The 18,722-nt window shown below is 66.8% G+C and carries 18 protein-coding genes and 1 tRNA gene; 6 read left to right on the plus strand and 13 right to left on the minus strand.

Translation table 11 applies throughout. The annotated features are described in order from the left end of the window. Positions 1–97: 97 nt before the first annotated feature. From U1E69_RS18800 to U1E69_RS18810, 3 genes are all read right to left on the minus strand, one after another. Positions 98–1,009 carry a pirin family protein gene (locus U1E69_RS18800; RefSeq protein ID WP_322245949.1) on the minus strand — a complete coding sequence of 304 codons (912 nt, stop codon included), beginning with the start codon at positions 1,007–1,009 and terminating at the stop codon, positions 98–100. Between the two features lie 286 nt (positions 1,010–1,295). After that, the gene (locus tag U1E69_RS18805) at positions 1,296–1,943 is read right to left on the minus strand and encodes a GntR family transcriptional regulator (protein ID WP_322245950.1); all 648 of its coding nucleotides are present in this window, start codon (positions 1,941–1,943) and stop codon (positions 1,296–1,298) included. Positions 1,944–1,976: 33 nt separating this feature from the next. Further along, positions 1,977–2,669 (minus strand): SprT family zinc-dependent metalloprotease, encoded by a 693-nt coding sequence (locus tag U1E69_RS18810; protein WP_322245951.1) that lies wholly within the window; start codon positions 2,667–2,669, stop codon positions 1,977–1,979. Between the two features lie 125 nt (positions 2,670–2,794). On the opposite strand from U1E69_RS18810, the gene U1E69_RS18815 reads away from it, so the two are divergent. From U1E69_RS18815 to U1E69_RS18825, 3 genes are all read left to right on the plus strand, one after another. Continuing rightward, positions 2,795–3,130, plus strand: a complete 336-nt coding sequence (locus U1E69_RS18815) for a TIGR02300 family protein (protein WP_322245952.1) — start codon at positions 2,795–2,797, stop codon at positions 3,128–3,130. A 105-nt stretch (positions 3,131–3,235) separates the two neighbouring features. Next, positions 3,236–3,311, plus strand: a tRNA-Ala gene (locus U1E69_RS18820). Positions 3,312–3,638: 327 nt separating this feature from the next. After that, positions 3,639–4,061 carry an MSMEG_1061 family FMN-dependent PPOX-type flavoprotein gene (locus U1E69_RS18825; protein WP_322245953.1) on the plus strand — a complete coding sequence of 141 codons (423 nt, stop codon included), beginning with the start codon at positions 3,639–3,641 and terminating at the stop codon, positions 4,059–4,061. 1 nt (position 4,062) lies between these two features. Here the strand turns inward: U1E69_RS18825 and U1E69_RS18830 are convergent, their stop codons facing one another. Further along, on the minus strand, positions 4,063–7,206 hold the full coding sequence (locus tag U1E69_RS18830; protein ID WP_322245954.1) for an efflux RND transporter permease subunit: 3,144 nt from the start codon (positions 7,204–7,206) through the stop codon (positions 4,063–4,065). After that, positions 7,203–8,300, minus strand: a complete 1,098-nt coding sequence (locus U1E69_RS18835; protein ID WP_322245955.1) for an efflux RND transporter periplasmic adaptor subunit — start codon at positions 8,298–8,300, stop codon at positions 7,203–7,205. The genes U1E69_RS18830 and U1E69_RS18835 overlap by 4 nt, the downstream gene beginning before the upstream one ends. 340 nt (positions 8,301–8,640) lie before the next feature. On the opposite strand from U1E69_RS18835, the gene U1E69_RS18840 reads away from it, so the two are divergent. Then, positions 8,641–9,996, plus strand: coding sequence for a DEAD/DEAH box helicase (locus U1E69_RS18840; RefSeq protein ID WP_322245956.1), 1,356 nt, complete (start codon positions 8,641–8,643; stop codon positions 9,994–9,996). Between the two features lie 44 nt (positions 9,997–10,040). Here U1E69_RS18840 and U1E69_RS18845 read toward each other — a convergent pair whose 3' ends face one another. Further along, positions 10,041–10,493 (minus strand): hypothetical protein, encoded by a 453-nt coding sequence (locus U1E69_RS18845; protein ID WP_416200306.1) that lies wholly within the window; start codon positions 10,491–10,493, stop codon positions 10,041–10,043. 363 nt (positions 10,494–10,856) lie between these two features. On the opposite strand from U1E69_RS18845, the gene U1E69_RS18850 reads away from it, so the two are divergent. Continuing rightward, positions 10,857–11,435, plus strand: a complete 579-nt coding sequence (locus U1E69_RS18850) for a thymidine kinase (RefSeq protein WP_322245957.1) — start codon at positions 10,857–10,859, stop codon at positions 11,433–11,435. On the opposite strand, the gene U1E69_RS18855 is transcribed toward U1E69_RS18850, so the two are convergent. Beyond that, on the minus strand, positions 11,408–12,343 hold the full coding sequence (locus U1E69_RS18855) for a DMT family transporter (RefSeq protein ID WP_322245958.1): 936 nt from the start codon (positions 12,341–12,343) through the stop codon (positions 11,408–11,410). The genes U1E69_RS18850 and U1E69_RS18855 overlap by 28 nt on opposite strands. Positions 12,344–12,528: 185 nt before the next feature. Between U1E69_RS18855 and U1E69_RS18860 the strand changes: the two genes are divergently transcribed. Then, on the plus strand, positions 12,529–13,545 hold the full coding sequence (locus U1E69_RS18860; protein WP_322245959.1) for a hypothetical protein: 1,017 nt from the start codon (positions 12,529–12,531) through the stop codon (positions 13,543–13,545). On the opposite strand, the gene U1E69_RS18865 is transcribed toward U1E69_RS18860, so the two are convergent. The 6 genes from U1E69_RS18865 to U1E69_RS18890 all read right to left on the minus strand — a co-directional run bounded on the left by U1E69_RS18865 (position 13,542) and on the right by U1E69_RS18890 (position 18,698). Beyond that, on the minus strand, positions 13,542–14,090 hold the full coding sequence (locus tag U1E69_RS18865; protein ID WP_322245960.1) for an SPOR domain-containing protein: 549 nt from the start codon (positions 14,088–14,090) through the stop codon (positions 13,542–13,544). The two genes, U1E69_RS18860 and U1E69_RS18865, sit on opposite strands and share 4 nt — an antisense overlap. Then, positions 14,087–14,719, minus strand: coding sequence for a uracil phosphoribosyltransferase (gene upp, locus U1E69_RS18870; RefSeq protein WP_322245961.1), 633 nt, complete (start codon positions 14,717–14,719; stop codon positions 14,087–14,089). Before upp ends, U1E69_RS18865 begins: the two co-directional genes overlap by 4 nt. A 1-nt stretch (position 14,720) precedes the next feature. After that, on the minus strand, positions 14,721–15,698 hold the full coding sequence (locus U1E69_RS18875; RefSeq protein ID WP_322245962.1) for an adenosine deaminase: 978 nt from the start codon (positions 15,696–15,698) through the stop codon (positions 14,721–14,723). Between the two features lie 71 nt (positions 15,699–15,769). After that, positions 15,770–16,978: a phosphopentomutase gene (locus U1E69_RS18880; protein ID WP_322245963.1), complete on the minus strand. Its 1,209-nt coding sequence runs from the start codon at positions 16,976–16,978 to the stop codon at positions 15,770–15,772. Beyond that, complete coding sequence (locus tag U1E69_RS18885) at positions 16,978–18,288, minus strand: thymidine phosphorylase (protein ID WP_305539098.1); 1,311 nt, start codon at positions 18,286–18,288, stop codon at positions 16,978–16,980. Before U1E69_RS18885 ends, U1E69_RS18880 begins: the two co-directional genes overlap by 1 nt. Continuing rightward, complete coding sequence (locus U1E69_RS18890) at positions 18,285–18,698, minus strand: cytidine deaminase (RefSeq protein WP_322245966.1); 414 nt, start codon at positions 18,696–18,698, stop codon at positions 18,285–18,287. The genes U1E69_RS18885 and U1E69_RS18890 overlap by 4 nt, the downstream gene beginning before the upstream one ends. Positions 18,699–18,722 lie beyond the last annotated feature (24 nt).

Below are 18,722 nucleotides of genomic sequence, written 5' to 3' on the forward strand. Positions count from 1 at the left end.
GCGCAGTGCAACCACCGCTCGTCGTTGGACTTCGTCCCTCCTCGCTGGGGTCACCCCCCCGCGAGGAGCGCATGAAATGCGACGACGAGCCGCCCGGTCAATGTGCCGGGCGGATGAAGGTCCCGTTGCGCAACTCCTTGAAGGCCTGCTGCAACTCGGCCTCGCTGTTCATCACGATCGGCCCGGCCCAGGCGACCGGCTCTTCGATCGGCGCGCCCGAGATCAGCAGGAACCGCACCCCGTCCGGCCCCGCCGTCACCGTCACCTCGTCGCCCGCGCCAAAGCGCACCAGCGTCCGGTTGCCGGACAGGTCACGGATGTTGACCTCTTGCCCGCGCACTTCCTTTTCCAGCAGCACGCCCTCGGGCCGCGCGGCATCGCGGAAGTTGCCCGCGCCCTCGAAGACATAGGCAAAGGCCCGGCGGCGGGTGTCGACCTTGAAGGTCTTGCGCTTGCCCGCAGGCACGAAGACATCCAGATACTGCGGGTCGGCGGCAATGCCGTCCACCGGGCTTTTCACCCCGCGATAATCACCGATCACCACGCGAATGCTGGTGCCGTCATCCTCATGCCGCTCTGGCAGAGCCGAAGCCTCCATGTCCTGATAGCGCGGCGCGGTCATCTTCAGCGCGCGCGGCAGGTTGCCCCACAGCTGAAAGCCGTGCATCCGGCCCTTGGCGTCACCCTTCGGCATCTCCTGATGCAGGATGCCCCGCCCGGCGGTCATCAGTTGCAGCGACCCCGGCCCCAGAATGCCCCGGTTGCCCAGGCTGTCGCCATGCTCGACGGTCCCCGCCAGCACATAGGTAATCGTCTCGATCCCCCGATGCGGGTGCCAGGGGAAGCCAGCCGAGTAGTCCCGGGGATGATCGCCCCGGAAGTCGTCAAACAGCAGAAACGGGTCCGCCTCGGTCGGGTCCTGGAAGCCGAAGGCGCGGTGCAGATGGACGCCCGCACCCTCGATATGGGGCTGGGCGCGGCGGGTCTCGATGACGGGACGGATGGACATGGGCTGTCTCCTGATTTCGCTTGGGCAGAAGATGGGCCGAGGAGGGCGCCGCGCCAAGGCGCAAATGCGAGGGGCATCTGTGCAGGGATGCACCAAGGAAGGGGCATCACGGGCGCGGAGTTTTCCAAAACGCCGCCGCGCAGCCTTTAAAGGCTCCGGTCCGATGTCTTCGAAGAAATCGGCGCTTCACCGTCTGAAGTGCGTCTGGACAGGTTACCAAATCCCTGACGCCCACACCCAACCGCTTGATCTGCCTGCCCCCGAAAACCTGCCCATGCGGGGACACTCACCCCGTCAGATGCCGCAGACCCTGGGTCACGTCAGTTCGCACCGCCAGCCGCAGGCCCGGTTCATCCCCCGCCTTCAGGGCCGCCAGGATCACCCGGTGATGCATCGGCGGATCTCTCCGCTTCACCCGCGCATAGACTGCCCGCATTGTCGGCCCCAGCTGCAGCCAGACCGTCTCGCACATCGCCAGCATCGCCGGGGTCTGGGCCCGCAGGTAGAGCGTGCGGTGGAACTCCAGATTGGTGCGGACATAGGTGACCGCATCCCCCCGGACCGCCGCCTCGCCGTTCATCAGGTTGATCGCTGTCAGCCGCTCGATCAGCGCGAAGTGGGCACGGGGCAACGCGCGCGCCGCCATCTCCGGCTCCAGCAAAGCCCGGATCGCCGCCAGTTCCTCGATCCGCTCCGGCGTCAGTTCCGGCGTCGAGATGCGGCCCGACGAGGACAGGGTCAGCGCCCCTTCGGCCACCAGCCGCCGCACCGCCTCACGCGCGGGGGTCATCGAGACGCCATAGGTCTTGCCCAGCCCCCGCAGTGTCAGCGACTGGCCGGGGTCCAGCTCGCCGTGCATCACCTGCTGGCGCAGTGACCGGTATAGCCGTTCATGCGCGGAAGCATTGGGATCGGTGGGACGCGGGGTCAGCATGTGGTGCAGGGAAGCACCCCGGCCGCACAGGGGTCAATCCTGAAAGCGCACCCGGTGCAGGGTGTTGCCGTGGGTCTTCAGCCAGGCCCGGTGGTCCTTCCAGTCCGGGCAGATCCCCGTCACGACCCTCCAGTAGGCCGGCGAGTGGTTCAGCTCGACCAGATGCGCCACCTCATGCGCGGCGACATAGTCCAGCACGGCGGGCGGGGCCATGATCAGCCGCCACGAATACATCAGCCGCCCGTCGGGGGAACAGGACCCCCAACGCGACCGGGTGTCCCGGATCGCCAGCGAGGTATACCGCCGCCCAACCAGCCCCGCATAATGGGTGGAGGCGGTGGCCAGCCGGTCGCGCGCCAGCACCTTCAGCCAGGCGGCCACCCGGGGCCCCATCGTCTCGGGGCTGCCGGGCACCAGCAAAAGACCGCCCTCGGCACGCACCCCGCGGCCAGAGGCGGGGGTCAGCACCAGCGGGTCCCCCTCGACCTGGATCGCCGTGCCCGGGCCAATCGCCTGCACCGTGGGGCCGGGCATCGCCGACAGCGTCTGGCGCAACCAGTCCTCGTTGCCCTTCAGGAAGGCCAGCGCCTCACCCTCGCGCGCGCGGACCGGCATAGACAGCGTCACCTTCCCATCCAGCCGCGAGACGCGCAGCGAAAAGCGGCGCGCCCGGGCCGAGCGTTTCAGATGCACCTCGACCGGCGGCGAGCCCGGCAGGATGGCCATGCGAAATCCCCTTGAAACTTCCGGTGAACATAGCCACCTCGGCCAGGAGACGAAAGCCTTTGACAGTCGCCGTTGCCTGTGGCAAGCGACCATTTTCCCGTTACCCACCACTCAAAGGGATGACCATGCCCAAAGCAGAATGGGGTACGAAGCGTATCTGCCCGACGACCGGCAAGCGCTTCTACGACCTGAACAAATCCCCGATCGTCAGCCCCTACACGGGCGAGGTCGTGGACATCGAATCCGTGCGCCGCAAGATGGCCGCTTCGGTCATTTCGCGGGCCGTCCCGGAAAAGGACGACGACGTCCTGGTCGAGGATCTGGAAACCGAAGACGTCCTCCTGGACGGCGCTGTCGCCGATGACGCCGAGCTGGACGATGATCTTCTGGAAGACGACGCGGACGACAACGTCTCGCTGGACGACCTGGCCGACGTGCCGGGAGACGAGGAAGAAGTCTAAGGCCAAGCGCCGGTGAGCAGGGGCGATTTTCCCTCTTGCACCCCCCGGCGAGCTGTCCTAGATACCCCGCATCGCGGCGGCAACGGCGCGGTGCTTCTCTCCGGTGGGGTCATAGCTCAGATGGGAGAGCGCTTGAATGGCATTCAAGAGGTCGGGAGTTCGATCCTCCCTGGCTCCACCAAAGAGAGACTGAAAGCGGGGCGGTTCACACCGCCCCTTTTCATTTCTGGACCCTGAACAGGCGCGCCGCTATCACAGTCGGCGACAGCGACCAGGGGACAGTGGCAATGACGTGGGACCAACCAGAGCACATCGTCGCCGACGAGGCCGCCTTGCGCAGCCTGTATCCCGCAACCCACACCCTGGCGGCGCAAAAGTCGCTTAGGCATCTTGACCCCCACGCGCGGGAATTCATCCGCCGGTCGCCCTTCCTGACCATCGGCACCCAGAATCGGGACGCAAGGCCGACGTCAGTCCACGCGGTGATCCGGCGGGGTTCGTGCAGGTGGTGGACGACCACACGCTTGCAATCCCGGACCGGCCCGGCAACAACCGGCTGGACACGCTGTCAAATATCCTGGCCAACCCCAACGTGGGGCTTCTGTTCCTGGTCCCCGGCTTCGACGACACGCTGCGGGTCAACGGCACGGCGCGGCTGTCCACCGACCCCGAGCTTCTGCGCCACATGGCCGTCAACGACCGCGTGCCGACCCTGGCCATCGTGGTGACGGTAACCGAGGTCTTCCTGCACTGCGCCAAGGCCTTCCGCCGCTCGCGGCTTTGGGACCCCGATGCACGGCAGGATCGGACGGAAATGCCGTCGCTTCTGAAAATGATCCTGGACCAGACCACCGGCGCGCCGCAGGACCCCGCTGATCTGCAGAAGATCGACGAGGGATTGGAAGCGGACTACCGCGCCTCGATGTACTGACCTATTCGGCTGGCTGGGTGCGGCCGGGCAGCTTCCCGGGACGGTGTTCGGCTAACCAATCCCGCCGCTTCTGGCGTTGCCAGAACCAGGGCTTGGGGTTGTCGTCCCGCATCACCAGCATCAGCATCGACGGGATGATGATCAGCGTCAGCACGGTCGCGAAGGCAAGGCCGTAGACGATGGCCGAGGACAGCGCGATCCACCATTGGGTCGAAGGCGCGCCGATGGTGACCTCGTGGCTGAGAAGCTCCATGTTCAGGCCGAAGGCGATGGGCAGGACGCCCAGGATCGCCGTGAGTGCGGTCAGAACCACGGGGCGCGCGCGTTCGCGGCAGGTCTGAAGGATCGCCTCGATCTTGGGGCGGCCCTCGCGGCGCAGGGTGTCGTAGGTGTCGATCAGGACGATGTTGTTGTTCACCACCACGCCCGCCAGCGCGATGATCCCGATGCCAGTCATCACCATCGTGAAGGGCTGGCCCATGATCATCAGACCCAGAAGCACGCCAATCGTCGACATGACCACAGCAGACAGGACCAGCCAGACCGAGGTGAAGTTGTTGAACTGCGCCAGCAGGACGATGAAGATCAGGAAGATCGCCGCCCCGAACGCCTTGGACAGGAAGGCCCCGGCCTCGGCCTGTTCGGCATCCTCGCCGGCCAGTTTCCAGCGGATGCCGTACTGGTCAAGGTTCGCCTCCTCCAGCGCGGCGGTCACCTGGGCGTAGATCGCGTCCGGCTGCACGCCTTCACGGATGCCGGCCTGGACAGTCACCGTGCGCGAGCCGTCCAGCCGGGTCAGCGTCCCGGTCGTGGGGGCGGCGGTGCGGGTGACGAAGTTCGAGATCGGCACCGACCCTTCGGCCGTCTGGATGCGCAGCTGATCCAGCGCCGAGATCGTGCGTTGGTCGGGCGGCAGGCGCAGCACGATGTCCACCGCGTCATCGGCTCCGGCTGGGCGGTAGTCCGACAGTTTCAGCCCCCCCGTCACCAGCTGCACCATCGCCCCCACGGTCGAGGGCGCGATGCCATAGCGCGAGGCGGCAGCGCGGTCGACCTGCAGCTCCCAGTCGACGCCGGGGGGCGGCAGGCCGTTCGAGATGTCGATGACATCGGGAACCGTGGCCAGCCGTTCGGCCACCTGCTGCGCGACCGCGTTCAGGTTGGTCGGGTCGTCGGCGGAAAGCTGGATCTGGATCGCCTTTCCGGTGGGCGGACCGGCCTGCGGGACCGAGACCTGGATGTCCACGCCAGGGATACCCACCATCGCCTCCCGCAGGTCCGCGAGGATGGCGTTGGCGTTCTTGCGCTCACGCCAGTCGACGAATTCGTACTGGATCGTGCCGATCACGTCGGCATCCACCTCGTTCCCCATCCCGCCGCCGGCTCCGGTGCGGGTGTAGACCGTCTCGATCCCCGGCCAGCCCAGGATGCGTTCTTCGGCCTGTGCGACGAGCGCGTCCTTTTCGGCGATAGAGAGGTTGCCGCGCGCCTTGACGTAGAGAAGGCCGAACTCGGGTTCCACATCGGGGAAGAAGATCACGCCCTTGCCGTAGTGAACATAGGCGTAGGGGACCGCTCCAAGCAGGCTGATGGCAAGGGTCAGCATGATCCACGGATGGCGCACGGCTTTGCCGACGACCCACATATAGGCCCCGTCCTTGTGTTCGGGCGGGTGCTTGAACGGCTTGGCGATCAGCGCGCCCAAGGTCGGCACGAAGATCAGCGCATAGACGAGCGAAGCCGACAGCGTCACGATAAGGGTGATCGGCATGTATTTCATGAACTCGCCGACGATACCGGGCCAGAACAGAAGCGGCGAGAAGGCCGCGATCCGCGTCGTGGTGGCGGCGATGACCGGTCCGGCCATCTTGTGCGAGGCCTGGGCAAAGGCCTCACGCTTGTCCATGCCTTCGGACATCCGGCGTTCGGCGTATTCGGTGACGATGATCGCGTCGTCGACCAGCATCCCCACGGCCAGGATCAGACTGAAGAGGACGACGATGTTGACCGTAAAGCCCCACAGCGACAGGGCCAGCATCCCCATCAGGAACGATGCCGGGATGGCGAGGCCGATCAGGATCGAGGCGCGGACGGACAGCGCGTAAAGGATGACGATGAAGACCAGGATCACTGCGGTCAGGACCGAGTTCTGCAGGTCGAACAGCAGTTGCCGGATGTCCTTGGACTTGTCCTGGCTGAAGGTCACTTCCGTGCCTTCGGGCAGCAGCGCCTTGAACTCTTCGGTGACGGCTTTGACCTGGTCGACCGTCTCGATCAGGTTCGCGCCGGTGCGTTTCGAGACCTCGATGGCGATGGCTGGGGCGCCGTTCAGCCGGGTCACCGTCTCGGGCTCTTTCAGGGTCGGGAAGATCCCCGCGATGTCGCGAACGCGGACCGTGGCCGTCCCGGTGGACACCACGGGCAGGTTCGCCACGTCCTCGATCGTCTCCAGCAGCGAGGGGACCTTGATCGCATAGCGGCCCTCGGCCCCTTCCAGCGCGCCCGCGGCGACCAGCTGGTTTCCGGCGGCAAAACCGGCGATCAGGATGTCGGGGCGCAAGCCATAGGTCGCAAGCTTGCCGGGGTCGATCACCACTTCGACCAGATCGTCACGCACGCCCTGCAGGTCGGCGTTCAGGACTGGGGGGAGTTCCTCCAGCCGGTCGCGCAGTTCGCGGCCCACCTTGGCCAGCACGCGTTCCGGGACGTCGCCGGACAGGGTGATGACCAGGATGGGGAATTCCGACAGGTTGACCTCGTTCACCGTCGGCTCGTCGGCGCCGTCGGGCAGCTCGGGCCGCGCCATGTCGACCTTGTTGCGCACATCATCCAGCGCCTTCTTCAGGTCAGCCCCGGCCTGGAATTCGATCAGCACGTTGCCCCCGCCCTGATAGGCGGTCGAGGTCATCTTCTTGATCCCGGTGATCGACTTCAGCGAGGTTTCCATCGGCCGCAGAAGCAGCCGCTCGCTGTCCTCGGGCGAGATGCCGGTGTAGAGCATGCTGACGTAGAGGATCGGGATCTGGATATCCGGCTCGGCTTCCTTGGGGATCGAGACATAGGCCATCGTCCCGGCCAGCATCAGGAAGAGAAGGACCGAGATGGTCAGCCTTGCATTGGCTATGGCGGTTTCGACGATCCTCATTGGCCGACCCCGGGGGCTACCTCGACCGTGTCGCCATCACGCACCAGGTCCTGCCCGGCGGTGATGATGCGGACGCCTTCGGGCACTCCGGTCACGACGAGGCCGTCTTCGGTGTCGTCGATGATCTGGACGGCGGCGAACTGGGCGACGTTGGCCTTGTCCACGACGCGCAGGCCAAGCTCACCCTTGTCCGACAGCGTGATGATCGACCGCGGCACCACGACGGCGCGCACCGGCTGGGCGTAAAGCGAGACCGCGGCCGTCATTCCCGAGGGCAAGGTCAGATCGGGGTTCGGCAGGGCGATTTCTACCGGGAAGGTCCGTGTCTGGGCCGACGCCTCACGCGCGACCAGGCGGACGGTGCCATCCATCTCGGTCCCGTTGACCAGCCGCACCTTGGCGGTCGATCCCACGGAAACGGCGGCAAGGTCGACCTCGCTGACCTCGGCCTTCACCAGGATCGGGTCCAGCGACAGGATCGTCGCGACCGGGGTGCCGGTCTGCACCCACTCGCCCAGTTCCACCGATACGGTATCCACCACCCCTGCAAAGGGCGCCTTCAGCCGCAGCCGGTCGGCCGAGGCTTGGGCGCGGGCAAGCTCGGCAGCGGCGGCGTCACGGGCGGACCGGGCATTGGTCAGGTTCGACTCGGACGTGCTGCCGCCTTCGAACAGCTTCTGCGCGACGTCGAGGTCGCGTTCCTTCTGCTCCAGCGCGATGCGGGCAATCTCTTCCTGGGCCACGGCTTCGGGGCCTTCCAGGGTCATGACTTCAGCCCCCGCCGCGACGACACCGCCCTTGGTCATCGCCAGCGAGGCGATCACCCCGTCGGCCCGCGCCGCAAGGTCCACCCGCTTGTCGGCCTCGGTGATGCCCGACAGCCGGATGGCGCGGGCGTGATCGACGAACACCGCATCCACCGCCGAGACAGTGCGGACAAGGGGCGTGTTTTCGGTCGCGGGGGCCTCGGGCGTCGGGGATTCCTTACCCTCGGCAGTCTGCGCGCTGCCCACCGACGAGAACTCGCCAGTCGCGATCCAGGCAACAGCGCAAGCCATGACACCCAGGGCGGCGATACGGTGGAATTTCGGCATGACGATGGGTAACCCGGATAAGCGGTTGATCGGAAAGAATTTCTTCCGTCTCGGGCCCGAACTGGCCCGACGGCAGGAGGTATGGAATGACTCTGTACGCGGACGCGCGAAGTCATACGCCCGGCAGGAAACAAGGTCCAGCCCGGTGTTGCAACCGCTTTGGCTTGACTTCGCGCCCGAAAGCCCCCATGTCCCCCCAGTCCGACGCCCGTGCCGCGTGAGCACCGAAAGGCCCGGACGCTCTGGTTCCCATTAGTCACGCAGGGGCGCCGCTTGCGGCACGGTCACGGGCAAAGGCCCGGGGCGAGGGTCGCAGGCCCTCTGAACGAATGGGATTCCCATGACCACTTTTGCCGACCTCGGCCTTTCGCCGAAAATCCTGAAGGCGCTGGAAAAGACCACGCTGCAGACGCCGACGCCGATCCAGGCGCAGGCCATTCCGCATATCATGGCGGGCCGCGACCTGATGGGCCTCGCGCAGACCGGCACCGGCAAGACCGCCGCTTTCGGCCTGCCGCTCCTCCACCGCCTTCTGGACATCGGCCACCCGCCGGGGCCGAAGAACGTCCGTGCGCTGATCCTGGCCCCGACGCGCGAACTGATCGCCCAGATCAAGGACAACTTCGAGGTCTTCACCAAGGGCACCGCCGTCAAGGTGACGATGGTCGTCGGCGGCGCTTCGCTCTTCAAGCAGGCGCAGGCCCTGTCCAAGGGCACCGACGTTCTGGTGGCAACCCCGGGCCGTCTGATCGACCTTCTGGAACGCGGCGACGTCAAGCTGGACCAGTGCGCCTATCTGGTGCTGGACGAAGCCGACCACATGCTGGACATGGGTTTCATCCATTCCCTGCGGAAGATCGCCAAGCACATCCCGCTGAAGCGTCAGACCATGCTGTTCTCTGCCACCATGCCGAAGGACATCTCGGAAATCGCCGACACCTACCTGCGCGATCCGATCAAGGTGCAGGTCGCCCCGCCAGGCAAGCCGGTCGAGCGGATCAGCCAGGGCGTCCACTACATCCCGAACGGGGACAAGGCCCGCGTTCTGGAAGAGTATCTGAAGAAGCACCCGGGCGAGCAGGCCCTGGTCTTCGGGCGCACCAAGCATGGCTCGGAAAAGCTGATGAAGCTGCTGGCGGTCTGGGGCTTCAAGGTCGGCTCGATCCACGGCAACAAAAGCCAGAACCAGCGCGACCGCACCCTGACCGAGTTCCGCAATGGCGAGCTTGACGTGCTGGTCGCCACCGACGTCGCCGCGCGGGGGATCGACATCCCGACGGTGCGCCACGTCTACAACTTCGACATGCCGAACGTGCCGGAGAACTACGTCCACCGCATCGGACGCACGGCGCGGGCGGGGGCCAATGGGTCGTCGATCAGCTTCTGCGCGCCCGCCGAAATGGGCGAGTTGCAGGCGATCGAGAAGCTGCTGAAGACCCCACTTCCGGTCGTCGGCGGCGCGCCCTGGGCGGCGGATGTTGTGGCGGCGGCTCCCAAGCCGGGGCAGAACCGTGGGCAGCGGCAGGGCAACGGCGGACGGCAGGGCCAGAAGCTGACGGCCAAGCCGCAGGGCCAGCGGTCCGGGTCGGGCAAGCCTGCGGGTCAGGGGCGTCCGGCGGGTCAGGGCAAGCCTGCGGGCCAGCGTCCTGCCAAGCCGCAGGGCGGCAGCTTCGCCCCGCGCCGCGACGCACGCTAGAAACGACAGGCGGGGTCGGCCCTACCGGCCCCGTCACCACCGCGTCAGCTGGCCTCTTCTTCCAGGTTCAGCTTCATTTCCAGAAGCACCTGCTGGATCGCCAGCGTCTCGCGCAGCAGCCGCTTCGCCTCGTTGATGGAAATCTTTCCGTCCCCGATGGCCTGATTGTATTCCGCCATCAGCATCCCGAACCGCTGCGCAAGTGCCACCACGTCCTGGTTCACGCCCGAGGACGAGGCATTCCGCTTTTCCCCATCATAGGACAGCGTGATCCCCCGCAGGTCGGCCAGGGCCGCCGTCACATGCGGGAAGCGGCTTGAGGACTCCAGCGCCGCCACCACGTCGATCGGCATGAAGCGGTCGTCATGTTCGTCACTGTCGGAATAGTAGCGCCCCAGCGTGGCCTTCGATTTGCCCGTGATCTCGCAGGCGGTCTCGATCCCGACGTCCTTGACCAGCGCCTCGGTGTGTTTCTTCAGATAGGACGCAACCGACATCACCAACTCCACTGCACTGCCCTGGGGTCAACCCCGGGGAAACCCGAAGTTTTTTTCCCATTAATCGGATGGGAACCGTTTGTCATGGATAAAGAGGTTCCGGACCATCCGGAACGGTAGTGAGTGGCCGATGTCCCCAGCATCGGCATGGGTGGGGTCCGCCGCATCATCCTTTCGGGTGACGGCGGCGCCGACGAAACGCGGCGGGCCCGTGTTTATTGCGAGTATGCGGATGTTTCCGCCTGACAAGTGTGTTCGGGCCTGTGGTCCCGCCCAGTAAGGGGTTCCCTTCGGTAAGCCGGGTCGTGTCTGCCAGCCAACAGGCTTGCAGCGCGGCCCGGTGATCGGCTAGGGGATCGCGTCATGGCCAAGCTTTACTTCCACTATTCGACGATGAACGCGGGGAAATCGACCTCGCTTCTGCAAGCCTCGCACAACTACCGCGAGGGGGGGATGCAGACCTACCTGATCACCGCGCAGTTCGACAACCGCGCCGGCGAGGGTCGCATCGCCAGCCGGATCGGGATCGGCGAGCCTGCCGATACTTTCGGCCCCGACGAGGATTTGTTCGAAAAGCTGAAGGCGCGCTTCGCAAATGGCCCCGTTGCCTGCGTCTTCATCGACGAGGCGCAGTTTTTGTCCAAGCCGCAGGTCTGGCAGCTGGCCCGTGCCGTGGACGACTTGGGCGTCCCGGTCATGGCCTACGGGTTGCGGGTGGACTTCCAGGGCAACCTCTTCCCCGGCTCGGCCGCGCTTCTGGCCTGGGCCGACGAGATGCGCGAGGTCCGCACGATCTGCCATTGCGGCAAGAAGGCCACGATGGTGATCCGCCGCGGCCCCGACGGACGCGCCTTGAAAGAGGGTGAGCAGGTGGTGATCGGCGGGAACGAGAGCTACGTCAGCCTCTGCCGCCGTCACTGGCGTGAGGCGATGGGCACCTGATCCCGTTGCGGGCGGGCGATGATCATCCCCGCGAGCGCAATCAGCGCCATGCCAACCCAGGCGAACCAGCTTAGGGTCTCGCCCCACAACAGGAACCCCCACAGCGCCGAGGCGGGCAGGATCACGTATTCGAAGACCGAAACGCGCGAGACCTCGGCCATCTGGTAGGCCTTCACGAACATCCCCACCCCGACCAGCGAACCTGCCGCCTGGACGAAGGTCCAGAACAGGAATTCACCCGTCGGCCAGACGGGCCCGCGCTGAAGGAACCCCTCCGCCCCCTCGGGCACCGCCAGCGGGAAGGCCCAAAGCGCCGCCATCCCGATCAGCCCGTAGACACCCAGCATCCCGAAGAACCCGGCCACCACCGTCTCGGCCGTCTCGCCCGCGCACCAGCGCTGGGTGGCGATGTTGCCCATCGCGTACAGCGCGCCCGAGATCACCGGCAGAAGTGCCGCCAGCGTGGCCCCCGACAGAGCCTCGGGTCCCAGAACCAGGACCACCCCCGCGAACCCGATCAGCACCGCCAGGATCTGCACGCCGCGGATCGGCTGGCCGTAAAGATACCGCTGGAAGAACAGGACGAACAGCGGCGCGGTGAAAAGCCCCGCCGCGACCTGTGCCACCGGCAGGAAGGCCAGCGCGCCGAAATAGATCAGCATCGCCGTCCCGTGGATCGCCGAGCGCGCGAAGACCGCCCAGGGCCGCTTTGGCCAAAGCTTCAGCCCCATCGGCACTGCCACCAGCGCCAGAAGGGCAAAGGCCATCGCCGTCCGCGTCGCATGGAACTGCCACAGCCCCGCATCCCGCGCGATCACCCGGACATAATTGTCGGTGAAAGCGATCACGCTGGCATAGACCAGCACGGCACCAAAGGCGGCCAGAGTTCGGTTCGGGGTATCGCTCATCTGCGCGTCCGGGTCCTGTTTTCCCGACAGGACCCGACATCCGGGGCCTGCGCCAGCCCGAACGCGACCCGTCTTGCCAAATCCCGGTCGCTGGCGTGCTTCTTGTCCGGCTGCGGGAAGGGTGATTGTCGCCGCCGCCCGGGCCGGATAAGCTGGCCGCCAAACAGGCAGAGACCCCGCAGCCGATGACGGCGCTACGTAAGTATCAACGGCTGGAATGTGGAGGCCTGTGGCGCGAGACGCCGCAGGACCAACGCCGTGAGGTGCTGGTCCACTTCGGCGAGGCGACGCTGGTCCTGTCCGACCCGAAAAGCGGCACCGCGATCAGCCATTGGTCACTGCCTGCAATCGAGCGGCTGAACAAGGGCGAGGAGCCGCCGATCTTTGCCCCCGGCCCCGACGCCAGCGAAAGCCTGGAACTGACCGATCCCGACATGATCGCCGCCCTGGGGGCCGTGCGCCACGCGGTGCAGGCCGCCACGGCCAAGCCCGGTCGTTTGCGCGGTGTCCTTCTGGCCGGGTCCGCTGCCGCCGTGGTGCTGGTTGCCGTCGTCTGGCTTCCCGGCGCGCTGGTCCGCCACACCGCCTCGGTCGTGCCGCTGGCGCAACGTGCGGACATCGGACAGCGCGCGCTGGACGATCTGACCCGCGTCACGGGTGCCGCCTGCAGCAACCAGCTTGGCCTGCAGGCGCTGGCCGCTTTGTCCGAGCGGGTGTTCGGCCCCGTGGACACGCCGATCCTTTACGTCCTGCCCGAGGGCGTCGAACAGCCGCTGCACCTGCCCGGCGATGTCATCGTCCTGCCGCGCCGCCTGATCGAGCAGGCGAACGGCCCCGAGGCGGTCGCCGGTGCTGCCCTGGTCGAACGGCTGCGCAGCCGCACCCGCGACCCGATCATTCCGCTGCTGGACTATGCCGGCCTGCGGGCCACGGTGCAGCTTCTGACCACGGCAGAACTGCCCGACACCGCCCTTGCGGGCTACGGCGAGGCGCTGCTGCGCGCTGCGCCTGAATCGCTGGCCGAAACCAGCGTGCTTTCGGCGTTCGAGGCCGCGCAGGTCCCCGCCACGCCTTATGCGCTGGCCGTGACCCCGGAAGCCAACGCGGGTCTTGCGACGAACGACCCGTACAAGGGCCTCGCACCGTCCCCGCTGATCCCCGACGAAAGCTGGATTGCCCTGCAAGGCATCTGCGGCAGTTAGGGCTCGACGACCGAAGCTTGCGCAAAGCCCGCGTCGCGCAGCGCCGCCTGTGCCGCAGCAGCCGCCCGGTCGGGGAAGGGTCCCGCGAAGACGGTGATCACCGTCTCGCTGCCGCCCTGCACCCGGCCCCGGACCCAGGCATAGTCCAGTTCGGCCAGTCGCGCTGCGGCCTGGTCGGCGGCCCTCGAGTCACTGTAACTGCCGACCGCGACGAAATGGCCACCCTCTGCCTGGCCCGAAGACGTGGTCGGCGCCACCTCGATCGGCTGAATCCCCACCTCCTCGACCACCGGGACGCGCTGGCCCGAGGGAGGGGACCCACAGACCGGCACCCCCTGGCGCGAGACGCGTGGGACCCACACCACCTGCGACCCTTTCCCGGCGCGGGCGAACATGCAGCCTTTGCTGTCGACGTATTGCAGACCGGCATAATCCGCCGGCGGCAGTTCGGCAGGTTGCAGCGGTTCGGCTTGCGCCGCCGCCCCAGCCAGCACAAGCACGGGCACCAGCACGGGCAACAGCACGGGCACCAAAGCCCGGATCATTTGGTCCCGAACATCCGGTCGCCGGCATCGCCGAGGCCCGGCACGATATAGCCGTGGTCGTTCAGATGGCTGTCAACCGCCGCCGTGACGATCGGCACATCCGGATGCGCCTCCTTCATCCGGGCGATCCCTTCGGGGGCCGCCAGCAGGCACAGGAACCGGATCTGCTTTGCCCCCGCCGCTTTCAGCAGCGACACCGCCGCAACGGACGAGTTTCCAGTGGCCAGCATCGGGTCCACGACGATGGCGATCCGGTCCTCCATATGGTCGGGCAGCTTGTTGTAGTACTGCACCGGCTGCAGCGTCTCGGGGTCGCGGTAGAGGCCCACGAACCCCACCCGTGCCGCCGGGATCAGCTCCAGGATACCGTCCAGAAGCCCGTTGCCCGCCCGCAGGATGCTGACCAGCGCAAGCTTCTTGCCCTCGATGGCGGGCGCATCCATCTCCTCCAGCGGCGTCTCGATCCGCTTCGTCGTCATCGGCAGTTCCCGCGTGACCTCATAGGCCAGCAGCAGGCTGATCTCGCGCAGAAGCTTGCGGAAGGACGCGGTCGAGGTGTCCTTCTCGCGCATCAGGGTCAGCTTGTGCTGGACCAGGGGGTGCGACACGACGGTCAGGTGATCCAGCATTTCAGGCCTCCAACAGCTTTCCGATCCTCGCCTTGGTATCGGCATCGCAAAAGGCCGCGTCAAGCGACTGGCGCGCGATCCGCCGGAATTGCCCCTCGTCCCAGTCGAAGGCTCGGTGCAGCTCGTCGTATTCGCGGGCCATCGTGGTGTGGAAGAACGGCGGATCGTCAGTGCTGATGGTGACCTTCACCCCGCGCCGGTCCAGTTCGTTGATCGGATGCGCCTTGAACCCCGAATAGATCCCCAGCGTCACGTTCGACCCCGGACAGACCTCCAGCACGATCCCCTTCTCGGCCAGCTCATCAACCAGGGCCAGGTCCTCGATGGCCCGCACCCCATGCCCGATCCGCTCCACCCCCAGGTCGCGCACCGCATCGCGCACGCTGTCCGGCCCGCCCCATTCCCCGGCATGGGCGGTCAGCCGCAACCCTGCCTCGCGCGCGCAGTCGAAGGACCAGAGGAAATCCTTGGGGGCGCCGATCTTCTCATCCCCCGCGATGCCGAACCCGACAATCCAGTCCCCCGCCGTCTCGGCCGCACAGCGCGCCGTTTCCCTTGCCTTCTCCGGCCCGAAATGCCGGATGCAGGTGATGATCCCGCGCAACGTCACCCCAAGGTCCCGCTCGGCCTCGTCCGCCGCCTCCTGCATCGCGTGCATGTATTCCTTCCACGCGCCCACATCGCGCCCGCCGCAGAAATCGGGGCTCAGGAACGTCTCGGAATAGACCACCCCCGACTTCGCCGATTCCTCCAAGACCGCCAGCACCAGCCGCTGATAATCGCGCGGGGACTGCAGCGCCGAGGTCGCCGCCTCATAGACCTTCAGGAAGTCCCAGAAGTCCTTGTAACGGTAATTCCCCCGCTCATCGAACACCCCGGCTATATCCAGACGCTTCTCCTTCGCCAGCCCCGCGATGAAGCCGGGCGGAGCCGCCCCTTCCAGATGCAAATGCAACTCGACCTTCGGCAATCCGTCCACGAAACGCTCCTTACTTCATCTGTCTGAAAGTATCCCACGGGGGTCCGGGGGTGTGAAACCCCCGGGAGTAGTCACAGGAAACTCCGCCCCGGACCCTGAGCCTGCACCCCTAGATGCGCGGCCACCGACGCCCCCACATCGACAAACCCGCGCAAGCCCACTTCGCTCAGACCTACCCCCCAGCCCACCACCGGCACCCGCTCACGGGTATGTTCCGTCCCCCGATACGTCGGGTCATTCCCGTGGTCGGCGGTGAAGATCGCCAGATCCCCCGGCCGCAACTGCGCGAAGAACCGCGGCAGCCCGGCATCAAACCACTCCAGCGCGCGGGCATAGCCTGCGACGTCGCGGGGGTGACCGTACAGAGTGTCGAACTCCACGAAGTTCGCAAAGGTCAAAGACCCCGCCTCAGCCTCGGCCCCCAGCCGAACCAGATGTTCGAAAAGATCTGCGTCGGACTTGCCCTTGTGCAGCGCCCCGGTCCCCCGCATCGAAAAGATGTCACCGATCTTGCCGATGGCATGGGTCGCCCGCCCAGCCCCCGCAACCCAATCCAACAAAGTCGGTCCCGGCGGCGCGATGGCATAGTCATGCCGGTTCGAGGTCCGCTTGAAGTTCCCCGGCCCCCCAGTGAAAGGCCGCGCGATCACCCGGCCGACCTTGCGGGCATGCAGCATCGGTGCAAGATCCTGGCACAGCTGCAACAGCCGCTCCAGCCCGAAGGCCTCTTCGTGGCACGCGATCTGAAAGACGCTGTCGGCGCTGGTATAGCAGATCGGCCAGCCCGTCCGCAGATGCTCTTCGCAATGCTCGGCAATGATCGGCACGCCCGAGGCATGGCAGTTCCCAAGGATACCCTCGGTCCCCGCCAACCGGCAGACCTCGGCTACGATGTCGGCCGGGAAGGCCGGCACGGTGTCGGGGAAATAGGTCCAGTCCCAGGGCACCGGCACCCCTGCCAATTCCCAGTGCCCGGACGGAGTGTCCTTGCCCCGCGACACTTCGGTCGCAGCCCCCCACAGGCCTTCGGGCACGGCGTCCATCCCCGGCGTCGCCACACCCGAGGCCAGCCGGATTGCCGCCCCAAGCCCCAGCCGGTCCAGGTTCGGCATCCGCATGGGACCCGAGCGCCCGACCTCTGCCCGGCCCTCGGCACAGGCCGCCGCGAGGTGGCCCAGCGTGTTCGACCCTTCATCGCCGAAGGCCGCCGCATCGGGTGCGCCGCCGCAGCCAACGCTGTCCAGCACCACCAGAAACGCCCGCCCGCCAGTGCTGGCCATCAGCCAATCCTCATCTGTATCAGCGCGGGCTCCTCCGCAAACTCCGGCGCGATCTGGTAGGCCGCCTGCACCGCCCGTACTGCTGCCCGCGCCGCATCCTCGGTTACCGCATGGACCATCGCCAGCGGCACGCCTGCGCCCATTTCCTCTCCGATCCCCGCCAGATCCGTGAGGCCGACCGAGGGGTTCACCCGGTCGCCCTCGCGCAGGCGCCCCCCGCCCAGATGCACAACCGCCTGGCCCAGCGCCTCGCCGTCGATCCGCGCCACGAAGCCGTCCGTCGGCGAGGGCACCTCCATCATCACCGGGGCCGAGGGCAGGCGGTCCGGCCAACGTTCCACAAAGTCCGCCGGCCCCCCCTGCGCCACAACCATCCGCCCGAAACATTCTGCCGCCGCACCGGATTCCAGCGCCTGGGCGATCCGCCCCTCGCCATCCTCCGCGTCACTGGCCAGTCCGGCCAGCGCCAGCACCTCGCCGCCCAAGGCCACCGTCACGTCCCACAGAGCCTCGTTGACCGAGGTGCCGGTCAGCGTCTCCATCACCTCGATCACCTCCAGCGCGTTCCCCGCTGCCGTGGCCAGCGGCTGCGACATGTCGGTGATCAGGGCACTGGTCATGCACCCCGCCCCCTGTGCTGTCTTGACCAGGGACCGCGCCAGCGCCTCGGCGTCCGCTGCCGTCTTCATGAAGGCACCCGAGCCGCATTTGACGTCCAGAACCAGCGCCTCCAGCCCCGCCGCCAGCTTCTTCGACAGGATCGAGGCGGTGATCAGGTCGATCGACTCCACCGTCGCCGACACATCGCGGATCGCGTAAAGGCGTCGGTCTGCCGGGGCCAGGTCGGCCGAAGCCGCCACGATGGCGCATTTCACCTCGGTCATCTGCTTGCGCAGCGCCGCTTCCGTCAATCCGGTTCGAAACCCAGGTATGGCTTCCAGCTTGTCCAGCGTCCCACCCGTATGCCCCAGCCCCCGACCCGAGACCATCGGCACATAGGCCCCGCAGACCGCCAATGCCGGGGCGAGGAGCAGAGAGGTGCAATCCCCGATCCCGCCCGTCGAATGTTTGTCCACCACCGGGCCGGGCAGGTCCCATTCCAGCACCTTCCCGCTGTCGCGCATCCCCCGCGTCAGCGCCACGCGCCCTTCCTCGGACAGGCCCTTCAGCAGCACCGCCATCGCGAACGCGCCCGCCTGCGCATCCGTCACCGCGCCCGAGGCCAGCCCCATCGCGAACCAGCGCAAATCGTCGGTCGAGGGTTGGCCCCCGTCCCGCACCTTGGCGATGATCAACCGCGCGTCGGTCACGTGCGGTCCATGTGCGCGGCGGTGAAAACGCCTGGCAAAAGCTCGGCCACGGTCATCACCTTCTGCTTGCCGTCTGTGGTGCAAAGCGTGACGCGCACGTCCTGGGCCGCAAACTCGGCGATCTTCTGACGGCACCCGCCACAAGGAGGCACCGGGTCCGGGCTGTCGGCGATCACGCAGACCTCGGCGATCCGCGTATCCCCTGCCGCGATCATCGCCGCAATGGCCCCCGCCTCGGCACAGGTGCCCTCGGGATAAGCCACGTTCTCGACATTGCAGCCGACATGCACCGCACCGCTTGTGGCGCGCAAGGCCGCCCCGACCTTGAACCGCGAATAGGGCGCATAGGCCCGCTCTCTGACCGCCGTCGCCGCCTCCAGAAGCGTCATCGCCACCCCCTGTTTGACCATTTGGTCAGAGTGTGATGCCGCCCG

The sequence above is a fragment of the Tabrizicola sp. genome, assembly GCF_034366665.1.
In the GTDB taxonomy this organism is placed as follows: Bacteria; Pseudomonadota; Alphaproteobacteria; order Rhodobacterales; family Rhodobacteraceae; genus Tabrizicola.

What these genes read in the sequence shown, in the direction of transcription:
- U1E69_RS18800 (WP_322245949.1), bottom strand. Translation starts at nt 1,009, where the DNA reads ATGTCCATCCGTCCCGTCATCGAGACCCGCCGCGCCCAGCCCCATATC.
- U1E69_RS18805 (WP_322245950.1), bottom strand. Translation starts at nt 1,943, where the DNA reads ATGCTGACCCCGCGTCCCACCGATCCCAATGCTTCCGCGCATGAACGG.
- U1E69_RS18810 (WP_322245951.1), bottom strand. Translation starts at nt 2,669, where the DNA reads ATGGCCATCCTGCCGGGCTCGCCGCCGGTCGAGGTGCATCTGAAACGC.
- U1E69_RS18815 (WP_322245952.1), top strand. Translation starts at nt 2,795, where the DNA reads ATGCCCAAAGCAGAATGGGGTACGAAGCGTATCTGCCCGACGACCGGC.
- U1E69_RS18830 (WP_322245954.1), bottom strand. Translation starts at nt 7,206, where the DNA reads ATGAGGATCGTCGAAACCGCCATAGCCAATGCAAGGCTGACCATCTCG.
- U1E69_RS18835 (WP_322245955.1), bottom strand. Translation starts at nt 8,300, where the DNA reads ATGCCGAAATTCCACCGTATCGCCGCCCTGGGTGTCATGGCTTGCGCT.
- U1E69_RS18840 (WP_322245956.1), top strand. Translation starts at nt 8,641, where the DNA reads ATGACCACTTTTGCCGACCTCGGCCTTTCGCCGAAAATCCTGAAGGCG.
- U1E69_RS18845 (WP_416200306.1), bottom strand. Translation starts at nt 10,493, where the DNA reads ATGTCGGTTGCGTCCTATCTGAAGAAACACACCGAGGCGCTGGTCAAG.
- U1E69_RS18850 (WP_322245957.1), top strand. Translation starts at nt 10,857, where the DNA reads ATGGCCAAGCTTTACTTCCACTATTCGACGATGAACGCGGGGAAATCG.
- U1E69_RS18855 (WP_322245958.1), bottom strand. Translation starts at nt 12,343, where the DNA reads ATGAGCGATACCCCGAACCGAACTCTGGCCGCCTTTGGTGCCGTGCTG.
- U1E69_RS18860 (WP_322245959.1), top strand. Translation starts at nt 12,529, where the DNA reads ATGACGGCGCTACGTAAGTATCAACGGCTGGAATGTGGAGGCCTGTGG.
- U1E69_RS18865 (WP_322245960.1), bottom strand. Translation starts at nt 14,090, where the DNA reads ATGATCCGGGCTTTGGTGCCCGTGCTGTTGCCCGTGCTGGTGCCCGTG.
- upp (WP_322245961.1), bottom strand. Translation starts at nt 14,719, where the DNA reads ATGCTGGATCACCTGACCGTCGTGTCGCACCCCCTGGTCCAGCACAAG.
- U1E69_RS18880 (WP_322245963.1), bottom strand. Translation starts at nt 16,978, where the DNA reads ATGGCCAGCACTGGCGGGCGGGCGTTTCTGGTGGTGCTGGACAGCGTT.
- U1E69_RS18890 (WP_322245966.1), bottom strand. Translation starts at nt 18,698, where the DNA reads ATGGTCAAACAGGGGGTGGCGATGACGCTTCTGGAGGCGGCGACGGCG.